Genomic DNA, 12,233 nt, shown 5'->3' with positions numbered 1-12,233 from the left:
GCCGTCAATTAGTTACAGTTCGTATAGGTGAACACCGTTTTTATTGTGTCGGATTGAGGAGGTGAGTCGGGATACGTACTCGTGCCAATGGCGGTTGTCTGCGTAACGAATCCCTGGCTATTCAACTGATTTATGTACGTATGTTTTGTTAACTGAACGACGCCGTGCCCAGGATAGTCGGCGAAATAGGTATAACTTTTCTGAACAACAGGTGCGGTATAGCCCAGAAGCCCGATGGCTACGTTCAGATTTGTTTCTACACCTGCCACGGACCTGATAGCAGGGAAGCCTTTGAAAGCCGGTACTGTTTCGAGGGCTGATTTACCCTGATCGTACTCAATCACGGCATACGAATTCAGGTTGCCCTGCTGGTAAACGATGGTTTTTACCAAACGGCCCTGGCTGTCGTAGTCAAAGGCGGGCTGGTTGTTGATTTGCGTAATTCGCCCGTCGACGATCGTATACGGATGCGTCGTAGCGCCCGATGCATTTGGTTGATACGTATAATCGACCAGCTGATTCTGGCGGTAAAGCCAGGTTCGTTTATTCCCATCATCCAGATTATTGCCCTCCAAAGATAGCTTTGGGTCGGACGTGTACTGAAACGTAGCGGTCTCGGACTGAAGTTGCCCATTCTGGTCGTAGTTGAATGTACCGGTAATTTTATTGCCGGGCGACGAACCAGGACTACTCTCACTGACGTATCCCGTTAAGCGGCCATTCGCGTAGCTGTACGTTCTGCTGGTCGTCATCTGGCGGGCTGGCTGACCACTTTTGACGTACCACCGATCTGTGCGCACCAGGGTTGATGCCGTCAGATACCCATCCTTATCATAGGTGTAGGTATTCTTCATCGTCTGATCGCCATTGGTCAGGTTAAATTCCCAGTTAAGGAGTTGTCCCTGCGGGTTAAAGGCATAGGTCGTTCGGTCAGCGGGTGTCGAATAAGCCTGCAGGAGGCAGTTGGTCTGTGGCGTTGTCGCATTCTGGGCATCTGGTTGACACCCCATATCGACCCCGGTCAGCAGGGCTGTTGCCAGTATGATCCGCCACGGGCGGGGTGGAAGAAATCGACTTGTCATTGTGGTCGCTCTTGTTTGGTCCTACAGACTAGACGAAACCAGGCGCTAAAACGCTGGCAAGGCGACGAAATTTTCCTCATCGAGCAACTGGTTGACAAGCGATTCAGTCATACACGGGGAGCGGCACTACGCCGGCAACGTCAACTAACGTTTGGTTCATCACGCGCACCTCCTGCGGTTTCGGACGCGTTTGGGTTGGTGTTGACCTGAAGCGTGGCGACAAAGTGGCCGCTACAGGACGCAACAAAGGAAAGCATTGCCGGTCAGGCTAAGTAAGGAACCTGTCGGCAGAAAAATTTCTTTTTTAGGACAGCGTCGCCGTTGGCTTTCAGCCGGTCGTTCAATTGTCGGTTTTTTTCAATTACATTCGTCTGGTGAGCTCATTTTGGGTATTGAACCACTATTTTTAACACATTTGCACGACACATCCCTGATTCAATGCATATACTTTTACCTTTTCTGCTTGCCATGATCGCGGCCATCGTGTTGCTGAACACTTGGGCGAACCAACTAAAAATTGCGTATCCGATTCTGCTCGTTGTTGCCGGGCTATTCGTTAGTTTTATTCCCGGATTGCCAAGGGTTCGCATCGATCCCGACCTTATATTTTTTATTTTTCTGCCCCCCCTTTTATTTGAGGCTTCCTGGACGATCTCATTTAAAGAAATGAAAAAATGGTGGCGCATCATTGGCAGTTTTGCCTTTCTGGTCGTGTTTTTTACCGCTTTTTCTGTGGCCATAGTAGCCAACCAGTTTATTCCAGGATTCACGATTGCGTTAGGGTTTTTATTGGGCGGAATCACATCGCCCCCCGATGCGGTCAGTACCGGAGCCATTACCAAATTTGTTAAAATTCCCAAGTCCACGTCGGTTATTCTGGAAGGAGAAAGTCTGCTCAACGACGCTTCATCGCTGATTATTTTCCAGTTTGCCCTGGTCGCTGTTGGAACAGGCCAGTTTATCTGGCAGCAGGCCGCTATGAGTTTTTTATGGACCATACTGGGTGGTGTGGGTATTGGTCTGCTGCTGGCCTGGGTTTTTGTTCAATCCCATAAACGACTTCCGCTCGATGCGCAATCAACGATAGCGCTGACGCTCATTGAGCCTTATTTTATGTATTGGGTGGCTGAGCAATGCCATTGTTCGGGAGTGCTGGCCGTCGTGAGCGGTGGTTTGTACATGTCGGCCAAACGACTTGTTTTTCTGGACAGTACCAGTCGTATTCAGAGTTTTAATGTTTGGGAAAGTTTTGTGTTTATCCTGAATGGTATTGTCTTTCTGATTATTGGTCTGGAGCTGCCCGAAATTGTTGAAGGCCTGCGCGCTAAAGGTATTCCCCTGCATACCGCCATTGGCTCAGGCGTATTGGTAACGGGCGTGTTAATCGCTGCCAGAATCATTAGTTCGTACGCGGCCTTACTGGCTACGTTCATCTTTCGTCCTGGCGTCATGCCTCGTGCCAGCTTCACGAGAAGGCGTTGGCTGATGCCTATGCTTTTGGGCTGGACGGGCATGCGGGGTGTCGTGTCGCTGGCTGCCGCTTTGGCTATACCCATTACGTTAGCGAATGGGGTGGATTTCCCACAAAGGAACCTCATTCTCTTCATCACATTTGTTGTCATACTGCTTACCCTTCTGGTACAGGGACTTACGCTTCCTTATTTGATCAGACGGTCGGGGTTATTCGACGGATTGATCGAAGAACAGTCAGACGAATTGACCAGGCAAAAAATGAAACAGGGCCTAAAACAACACGTCTATCAGTTTCTGAAAAACAAGTCTGAAAATGAACTGGTGGGTCATGTTGGTATGGAGCGATTTCTGAAGCAGTGGGAAAAGCGAACAAAGGCCACGGACGACAACTGGATGACAGAAAAAACGAAGGTGATTTTTGTGGAATTGCTCGAAAGCCAACGACAGTACCTTACGGAGCTCAACAAAGACCCCACGATTGATGAAGAAATTATCCGTCAGCAGTTATACCAGATTGATTTAGAGGAAGAACGGTTGAAGGTCATTTAATCCAGTTTGCCCGATCCAGCCGGTAGCACAGCCGTAAAGGCATCGTCGAAAAGTCATTGTTTAGGGCATTATACGGCTTTTGTACTAGCATCTCGTTGCCAGAAATAGCTAATGTTATGAAAATAGGACTCTGATGGGTACAATTATTACATAGATTTGTTCAAAAAAGAGTCCGCTAGTTATGTCTTCAGCTGTTTGTGTTATTGGCAGTTCAAATACCGATATGGTAATCAAGGGAGATAAGCTCCCGGCCCCTGGTGAAACCGTACTGGGGGGTACGTTTCTCATGAATCCGGGCGGAAAAGGGGCCAACCAGGCTGTAGCCGCAGCCCGACTGGCAGCCGGTACCTCGCCCACCAGGGTGACTTTTGTCGCTAATGTGGGCAACGATATATTCGGTCGGCAGGCGCTCCAGCAGTTTGAACGGGAAGGAATTCAGTCAGACTATGTCACGACGGATGCCGATGAACCATCGGGCGTGGCACTGATCGGGGTGGATAGCCGGGGCGAGAACTGCATCATGGTGGCGTCGGGAGCGAATGCCCGGCTAAGTCAGGCGCAGGTCGCGAAGGCCCTGCAGGCCGAAACCAACCCTGCCGCTACGGTCGTTCTGCTGCAGTTGGAAACGCCCATCCCCACGGTTGCCTACGCCATTCAGCAGAGCTACGAGCGCGGGATGCGGGTGGTGCTAAACCCGGCTCCGGCACAGGTGCTCGACTCGGCGGTGCTGGCCTGCCTGCACGTCATTACGCCCAACGAGACCGAAGCTGAATGGCTCACGGGCGTTCGGGTAACCGACGAAGCTACTGCCCAACAGGCCGCTCAACGTCTTCACGAAGCGGGGGTACCCAATGTCGTGATCACCCTTGGCGCCCGGGGGGCCTACCTGTCGACAGCGGAGGGCGCTTCCTTGATTGCGGTCCCGTCCGTAACGGCGGTTGATACAACGGCGGCTGGTGACTGCTTCAACGGGGCGCTGGCCGTAGCCATCGCGGAAGGGTATGACCTGCCCAAAGCCGTAGCCTTTGCCTGTAAAGCCGCATCCATCTCAGTTACCCGCATGGGCGCACAGGCCTCGCTGCCTCACCGTCACGAAGTCGATGCGCTCCCCTTATAGACTGTGTGCTTATTCCTAAAACCCGACTACCTTCCATGAGAAAAATGTATTTACTCCTGACTGTCCTGACTCTGGCAGCTTTTAGCCCCGCACCCGCTCCCAAAAAACAAGCGCCAGGAACTGTAACGATGGCCAAAGCGACGTTGCAGGATAAGATCAAAGGCGGCTGGGCGGGTCAGGTCATTGGCTGCACCTTTGGCGGACCAACGGAATTTAAATTCAATGGGACCATGATGAATGATTATCAGCCCATTCCCTGGTATGACGGCTACATCAAAAAAACAATGACCGAAAACGTAGGGCTGTACGATGACCTGTATATGGACCTGACGTTTGTGGATGTGTTCGAGAAAAAAGGACTGGATGCGCCCGTCAGCGAACACGCTAAAGCCTTTGCCAATGCCGGCTACATGCTCTGGCATGCCAACCAGGTGGGGCGATACAATATTCTCAACGGCATAAAAGCCCCTGAATCGGGCCATTGGCTGAATAATCCCCACGCCGACGATATCGACTTTCAAATCGAAGCTGATTTTTCGGGTCTGATGGCCCCCGGAATGCCTAACACCGCCGTGCAGATCGGTGATTCCATTGGGCACATTATGAATTATGGTGATGGCTGGTACGGGGGCGTTTATGTAGGGGCCATGTATGCACTGGCCTTTTTGCCTACCGGTCAGGCAGGCGTCAACAACCAGGTAAACTACGTTGTTCGGGAGGGGCTGAAAGCCATTCCGGCACAGAGCACTTTCTACCAGTGTATTGCCGATGTCATCAAATGGCACGATCAATACCCCAATGACTGGAAACGGACCTGGCTGGAAATCCAGCGCAAGTGGGCCGACGAAGTAGGTTGTTCCGACGGCGTATTTTCGCCCTTTAATATTGACGCTAAAATCAACTCCGCCTACATCGTGCTGGGGCTGCTGTATGGGCAGGGCGACTATACCAAAACCATGCAGATCAGCACCCGCGCCGGGCAGGATTCAGATTGTAATCCATCGTCGGCCGGTGGTATTCTGGGTACGATACTGGGGTATGATAAAATACCGGCATACTGGAAACTGGGTCTGAAAGAAGCGGAAGATATCGACTTTAAATACACCACCATGTCGCTCAACGATGTGTATACCATCGGTATGAAGCACGCGCTTCAGGTTATCGAACGCAACGGTGGTAAAGTAGTCGGCGACCAGGTGACGATTGCAGTGCAAGCGCCCAAAGCGGTTCGGCTGGAGCAGGGCTTTGCAGGTCATTTTCCCGTCGAAAAACGAGCGGTCAACAAAGACCTGACCAATGAGTATACGGCTAGTTTTGAGGGTAATGGCTTCATCATTGTGGGCGATACGCGGCCCAAAGCGCAGATGGGAGCCAATGAGTATGAAAGTACGTACGTCGGCAAACTGGACGTATATCTGGATGATAAACTGCTTGAAACGGCCAGCCAGCCCGCTAGCTTCACTCGCCGACGCTACGACCTGACCTGGGCGTATAAGCTGGCTCCGGGCAAGCATACGGTGCGCCTGAAACTGCTCAACCCCGATAACGATCATACTGTTCGCCTTCGGAATCTGATTGTTTTTAGTGATAAACCTATTCTGGCCCGCTATTAAATCGATCGTCGTCAGGTAGCCATTTACCTGACGACGTCTGATCGTCATTCGTATACTAGCACCCATGATCCCTATACACGCTTTATCGGCAAGAATCGAAGAACTTATTCAGGCTGGACATTCTCCCGCCCATACGTTGAACCAAATAGTAGAGACGGTCGGAAGGGCCTTGGATGCTGATCGTTGTTTTCTTTACGTGCGCCAGCCTGAGCAGAAGCGGGGGCGAACCGCTTTTTACTGGCGCAGGAGTCAGGAGATCCCCGACAAAAATATAATACAACCCACCTGGCAACCCGATACGGATGAGTTGCCAACTGAAGACCCGTTGATTCGGGCTGGCTTGGCCATGAAACCGTCGGTCTATGTCGATGATGTTGAGCTGGCTGGCCCTGACGTACTCAACCAGCAGTTTGAGCGGGAAACGTTCGGCCACCGGGCGCTGATACATGCGCACATTCAGAGAGATAATCAACTATGGGGGATTTTGCAACCCTGTATGTTCGGACGTGCCCGACACTGGACAGAGGAGGAGAAGGCGCAGATCGAGGCTATTCTCCCGCAACTACAGCCCCTGATAGCGGCTTATGTAGCGTCATAAGGCCTGCCCATTAACCAAATGCTATCTTTTTTAAACCTCCTCTAGGTTCAACGGTTTTCTGGAAGATAATCTATAAAAAACGAAACAGCTATGAAGACGGTCAGATGGTTTTCGCCAGGGGGCGAGGGAGATCAGGGAGGAAACAGTGCCAATGACAGAGAGTCAATTCTGCGTCAGGAAGGGCCACACGAACCTGGAGATACGCCTTTAGAGGACCAGGAAGAGCTGCCCGGCGGCTTTATTCATGGGCACGTCGACCAGGGTGAGGACGACGAATAAGTCTGGTCGTTTGGCCAAAAAGCCATTCGCACGGGTTCATCCTCGCAAGTTTAGCAATCCAGCCCGGTCTGCTTCGGTAGGCCGGGTTTTATGTGTTCAGCCATGTTTGTAGATTTCTTATAAGAAAGCAAAGTACTACAGTATTACCCGATGCGAGAAAAGTTAGCCGCTTTGCATTTGTTTTGTAGGATCGAAAGGCTAAATTGGTCCAGCAAGGGCAGTGAGAACTGGCATATACGGCAAGATGAAACCATATCAATTAGCGAGTCCAATTAAGGGGATAAAATGGCTATTAACAATAGCGTTGTTTTGTCGTCTTTTTGCCTGCCTGGGTGGTGATTTGTCGGGACAAAACTACCTGAAATTAAGCCCGAAAATTGAATGGGCATCTGTAATTAGGCAGCAAGTCAACAATCGTGCGTTCATAGACGAAAAGACAAGTTCGAAACGGTTTTTTATCGCTTGCCAGCCCGTTCGATTCCCGGCGTCAAGGCTATATAACAGTTTAATGAATAGCCGCATAAAGCTATATTGTTCTGGTATATTCGTGTTTACGGGCTTGCGTAAATTCGTTCAGCACAAGACTATTCCTGCCTGCTCCGACGAGCCATATCTGTCCCTTCCCAGAGGCTAGCCTTCCTGGTCGAGCCCAACTGTGGCTTCATTAGTTTAATAATATCCTCCTAAGACTGCCCCTTAACAGTCTCAATATACCCTTTATATACATGCTGATCAAACGAATTAAGACGCTTTTACGGCTAACGGGCTTAGTATGCCTCATTGTATTAGCCTTATGCGGCATAGGCATCAGTGGTGCAGGCCCTGTATTCTCACTAACCAGGGAACGCTACATAGCCAATGGAATCAAAACTGAACTCGTCCAGACGAAAAACGAAGAAGGTGATTCTGCAGAAGTAGACGACGCTAAATCACATTAATAACCAAAACATTATCCTCCAAAACGTTATTTGTTCATGAGCTTTAGCTAACTATCATCGAAACGCAATCACGTTTTTTAGTTTTTCTCTTTCGACTGGTTTTACGCGTAGTTTAAAGAGCGTTGGCCACTTTTTTCCGGTGATATAAAAGGCATTTTCGGTTGGTTGGAAAGCGATGCCATTCAATACATTTTCGTTGGTGTTAATGGTGGGCGGTAGAATGGATTCCATATTCAGGTTCCCGACAACTTTACCCGTTTTAAGGTCAATTTGCACGATGCGGTTCGTTTGCCAGACGTTGGCAAAAACGTATCCATTTACGTACTCCAACTCATTCAAATTCATGATTGGCCCTTTGTTATCGTATACATTCAGCTCGCCAAGGGGTTGAAAATCAGGTGACAGGAAAAATAGTTTGTTGGAGCCGTCACTTAGAATCAGGGTCGTGTCGCGGTGGGTTAATCCCCAGCCCTGGGTATGGTAGGTAAATGTCTTATCCAGACGTAAATCCATAGTATAGCGAAAACAGACACCTGATGTCCAGGTCAGCTGGTAAATTTTGTCGTTGACAATCGTTATGCCTTCGCCAAAATACTGGTTAGCCAGGGGCACTGATTTGCGGATTGAGCCAGTCTTAACATCAACCTGCATGAGACTGGATTGGCCGTTCAGGCCAGTGCTCTCGTACAAAACACCCTTGTAAAACTCCAGCCCCTGCGTAAAACTGGTTTCCCGGTGCGGATACGTGTTGAGCACCGAATACGTAATGGTCTCGGGTACAATGTCCGACCACATCTCCAGGTTGAGCGTATCGGAAAACGATGTGCTGCCGGAGGTGACGCCACTCACAATGAGTTGATGCAGCCCCGTTTTGCCACCCGTGTATCCAACGGCTAGGGCCTTGCCCGTTTGCTGAAAAATAGGGGAGGCTTCTGCACCGACCGTAACTTTCGTTTGGGTGATCGGCTGACTAAGCTGGACTAAAATGGTATCGCCCAGATTGTACGTCGTTTTGGCCAGGGGAGCAATGGGCGCGGGCTGTTCAGTGTGTTGTGCCGGTTTCTTTTTCTCGCAGGCTGTATTGAGCAAGCCCGTAAGCAGAAGTAAAAGCGGATGTTCATATAGACGCGGCAGCGGGTAATAAATAGGCTGTTTTTTAGTATTGAGTCATTGACTAAACTTACATATTTCTGCGGTAACGACCACCCACGGCGTAGAGCGCATTCGAGAGTTGTCCCAGCGAACAGACTTTGGTGGCTTCCATCAACTGCTCGAAAATGTTTTCATTGGCCAGGGCCGCAGCCTGTAGATTGGCCAACGCCCGTTCGGCTTCGGCCCGGTTGTGTTCCTGAAACTGCTGACACGAGTCAACCGCATACCGCTTTTCGTCGTCGGTGGAGCGGATCACTTCTGTCGGGACAATGGTTGGCGAACCGGCCGGGTCCAGAAAGGTATTGACGCCCACAATAGGCAGATCACCATTGTGTTTCAACGTTTCATAATACATGGATTCTTCCTGGATTTTGCTGCGCTGGTACATGCGTTCCATGGCACCCAGCACGCCCCCGCGCTCGTTGAGCGACAGGAATTCCTGGTAGACAGCCTCCTCGACCAGATCGGTCAACTCCTCGACGACAAAGGCTCCCTGAAGTGGGTTCTCGTTTTTTGTCAGCCCGAACTCGCGGTTGATAATCAGCTGAATAGCCATGGCCCGTCGAACGGATTCTTCGGTTGGGGTAGTGATGGCTTCATCATAAGCGTTGGTATGCAGCGAGTTGCAGTTGTCGTAAACCGCCAGCAATGCCTGCAGGGTGGTGCGAATGTCGTTGAACCCAATTTCCTGGGCATGCAAACTTCGCCCCGAGGTCTGGATATGGTATTTCAGCTTCTGGGATCGTTCGTTGGCTTTGTATTTATGGCGCATCGCCTTCGCCCAGATCCGACGGGCCACCCGACCCAGCACCGTGTATTCGGGGTCCATGCCGTTCGAGAAAAAGAACGATAGGTTGGGGGCGAAGTCGTCGATGTTCATGCCCCGGCTGAGGTAATATTCGACAAACGTAAAGCCGTTGGACAGCGTGAAGGCCAGTTGTGTAACCGGATTGGCACCGGCCTCGGCAATGTGATAGCCTGAAATCGAAACCGAGTAAAAATTCTGAACGCGGTTGTCGGTAAAATACTGCTGAATGTCGCCCATCATTTTCAAGGCGAACTCCGTCGAGAAAATGCAGGTGTTCTGCGCCTGATCTTCTTTCAGAATATCGGCCTGCACCGTTCCGCGCACTTTTCGGAGCGTATCGGCTTTGACTTGCTCGTATACCTCACGCGGCAACACCTTGTCGCCTGTGATGCCCAGGAGCATCAGGCCCAGTCCGTTGTTGCCGTCGGGGAGGGGACCTTGGTAGCTTGACCCTACCCCCGGCTTCTCCCCTGAAAAACAGGGGAGGGGTGAGGTCTCTGCAGTGGTTCCTCCCTCCCCTTGTGTTAAGGGGAGGGTTGGGTTGGGGTTTTTCTTCAACCATTTCTCACACTGCTGGTCGATGGCGGCATTGAGGAAAAAACCAAGCAGCATGGGAGCCGGGCCATTGATCGTCATAGAAACAGACGTTGCCGGATCGCAGAGATCGAAACCGGAGTAGAGTTTCTTGGCATCGTCGAGGGTGCAGATGCTTACCCCCGAGTTGCCGACTTTCCCAAAAATGTCGGGGCGCATGGCCGGGTCTTCGCCGTATAGCGTCACGGAGTCGAAAGCCGTAGACAGTCGTTTGGCGGGGAGCCCGTTCGAGACGTAATGGAATCGGCGGTTGGTGCGCTCGGGGCCACCTTCGCCCGCAAACATCCGCGTGGGGTCTTCGCCTTCGCGTTTGAGGGGAAACACACCCGCTGCGTATGGAAACTCACCCGGAACGTTTTCGGTTAGTAACCAGCGTAAAATGTCACCCCAGTCGTGGTATTTCGGTAGGCTTACTTTCGGTATTTTCAGGTGCGAAAGTGTCTCAGAGTACAAAGGCTGCCGAATGACTTTGTCACGGACAGTAAACTCGTAAAAATCAGCGGTGTACCGTTGCTGCATCGCGGGCCACTGCTGCAACAGGTTCCGGCAGTCGGGATGCAGCCGGGCTTCGAGTTCGGTATATAGGGTCTGTAGTGCTTCCTGTAACGGGCATTCATCAAGCAGTTTACGCGTTCCATCCAACTGGTATAGTTTGCGGGCCAGGGTCGTCTGATCCTGCACAAAGGCATCGTATCGGCGGCTTTCTTCCACAATTTCGGCCAGATATCGTACGCGGTCAGGCGGAATAATGGCCTGGGGCGTTTCGATTTTCAGACCATCAGACTTCTCTTGTAAATGAGCAGAAGGAAGGGCCGTTGCTGCAAATGGACCGCCGAGGACGGACATGAGTTTGTCGAACAGCCTGTTCATGCCGGCATCGTTGAACTGCGATGCAATGGTGCCCAGAATCGGCAGTTCTTCATCCGGGAGATCCCACAAATTATGATTTCGCCGATACTGTTTTCGAACATCGCGCAGGGCATCCAGGGAGCCCCGTTTATCAAACTTATTGATGGCAATCACATCCGCAAAATCGAGCATGTCGATTTTCTCCAGCTGCGTGGCAGCGCCATACTCGGCCGTCATCACATACAGCGTCTTGTCAGCATGTTCGGTGATCTCGGTATCCGATTGCCCAATGCCCGAGGTTTCAACGATAATCAGGTCGAACGGAGCCGCTTTGCACACATCGATGGCATCCTGCACGTGGCGACTCAACGCCAGGTTGGCCTGTCGGGTGGCCAGCGACCGCATATACACCCGGGGCGAATGAATCGCGTTCATTCGAATCCGGTCGCCCAGGAGCGCCCCGCCCGTTTTCCGTTTCGACGGATCGACCGAAATAATAGCCAGTGTTTTATCGGGATAGGTCCGCAAAAAACGAAGCACCAGTTCATCGATCAACGACGATTTTCCGGCGCCCCCCGTGCCCGTGATGCCGAGGACTCTGGCAAATTCATTGGTCTGGGGCAGCGGCACGTAGTCGTCCGGGTGATTTTCTGCCGTTGTAATCAGCCGTGCCAGTTGTTTCCGGTCCGTGGTTGGGGGCAAATCTACATCGCATTGCCGAAGCAAATGGTCGATCATGCCCTGAAGCCCCATGGCTCGGCCGTCGTCGGGTGAGTAAATACGCGTGATGCCGTAGGCATGTAATTCGTCTATTTCGGACGGAAGAATGGTGCCCCCCCCGCCCCCGAAGATTTTAATATGACTGGCCCCGCGTTCCTGAAGCAGATCATACATGTATTTGAAAAATTCCAGATGGCCGCCCTGGTAGCTTGTCATAGCAATTCCCTGCACATCTTCCTGGATGGCACAATCCACGATTTCGGCCACGGAGCGATTATGCCCCAGGTGAATCACCTCGGCACCCGATGCCTGCATGAGCCGACGCATCAGGTTGATGGCCGCGTCGTGCCCATCGAAGAGTGAAGCCGCCGTTACGATACGGATTTTATGCCTGAACGCTGGTGTTTCCGACGAATCAAGTTTACTTTTCTGTGCAGTCATGGGGTAAAACAAATAGATTT

9 protein-coding genes are annotated in these 12,233 nt (G+C 51.4%); 6 read left to right on the top strand and 3 right to left on the bottom strand.

Translation table 11 applies throughout. The features are described from left to right. Nucleotides 1-8: 8 nt before the first annotated feature. Nucleotides 9-1,082 carry a hypothetical protein gene (locus ACYVAM_RS00390; RefSeq protein ID WP_461062791.1) on the bottom strand — a complete coding sequence of 358 codons (1,074 nt, stop codon included), beginning with the start codon at nt 1,080-1,082 and terminating at the stop codon, nt 9-11. A gap of 438 nt (nt 1,083-1,520) precedes the next feature. Here ACYVAM_RS00390 and ACYVAM_RS00385 point away from each other — a divergent pair, with 438 nt between their 5' ends. The 6 genes from ACYVAM_RS00385 to ACYVAM_RS00360 all read left to right on the top strand — a co-directional run bounded on the left by ACYVAM_RS00385 (nt 1,521) and on the right by ACYVAM_RS00360 (nt 7,649). Then, on the top strand, nt 1,521-3,104 hold the full coding sequence (locus ACYVAM_RS00385) for a Na+/H+ antiporter (protein ID WP_461062789.1): 1,584 nt from the start codon (nt 1,521-1,523) through the stop codon (nt 3,102-3,104). Nucleotides 3,105-3,285: 181 nt separating this feature from the next. Further along, a complete protein-coding gene (gene rbsK, locus ACYVAM_RS00380; RefSeq protein WP_461062787.1) occupies nt 3,286-4,221 on the top strand; it encodes a ribokinase in 936 nt (311 codons plus the stop codon). Nucleotides 4,222-4,256: 35 nt separating this feature from the next. Continuing rightward, nucleotides 4,257-5,834: an ADP-ribosylglycohydrolase family protein gene (locus ACYVAM_RS00375; RefSeq protein ID WP_461062785.1), complete on the top strand. Its 1,578-nt coding sequence runs from the start codon at nt 4,257-4,259 to the stop codon at nt 5,832-5,834. A 64-nt stretch (nt 5,835-5,898) separates the two neighbouring features. Next, nucleotides 5,899-6,432, top strand: a complete 534-nt coding sequence (locus tag ACYVAM_RS00370; RefSeq protein ID WP_461062783.1) for a GAF domain-containing protein — start codon at nt 5,899-5,901, stop codon at nt 6,430-6,432. A 90-nt stretch (nt 6,433-6,522) separates the two neighbouring features. Beyond that, on the top strand, nt 6,523-6,711 hold the full coding sequence (locus ACYVAM_RS00365; protein ID WP_461062781.1) for a hypothetical protein: 189 nt from the start codon (nt 6,523-6,525) through the stop codon (nt 6,709-6,711). Between the two features lie 725 nt (nt 6,712-7,436). Then, nucleotides 7,437-7,649 carry a hypothetical protein gene (locus ACYVAM_RS00360; protein WP_461062779.1) on the top strand — a complete coding sequence of 71 codons (213 nt, stop codon included), beginning with the start codon at nt 7,437-7,439 and terminating at the stop codon, nt 7,647-7,649. Between the two features lie 54 nt (nt 7,650-7,703). Here ACYVAM_RS00360 and ACYVAM_RS00355 read toward each other — a convergent pair whose 3' ends face one another. Further along, nucleotides 7,704-8,738: a glutaminyl-peptide cyclotransferase gene (locus ACYVAM_RS00355; RefSeq protein WP_461062777.1), complete on the bottom strand. Its 1,035-nt coding sequence runs from the start codon at nt 8,736-8,738 to the stop codon at nt 7,704-7,706. Nucleotides 8,739-8,829: 91 nt separating this feature from the next. After that, nucleotides 8,830-12,213 carry a methylmalonyl-CoA mutase family protein gene (locus ACYVAM_RS00350; protein WP_461062775.1) on the bottom strand — a complete coding sequence of 1,128 codons (3,384 nt, stop codon included), beginning with the start codon at nt 12,211-12,213 and terminating at the stop codon, nt 8,830-8,832. Between the last annotated feature and the right edge of the window lie 20 nt (nt 12,214-12,233).

Source organism: Spirosoma horti (genome assembly GCF_054776595.1).
The sequence above is the reverse complement of the archived record's forward strand: the minus strand, read 5'-3'. Positions and strand labels throughout refer to the sequence as shown.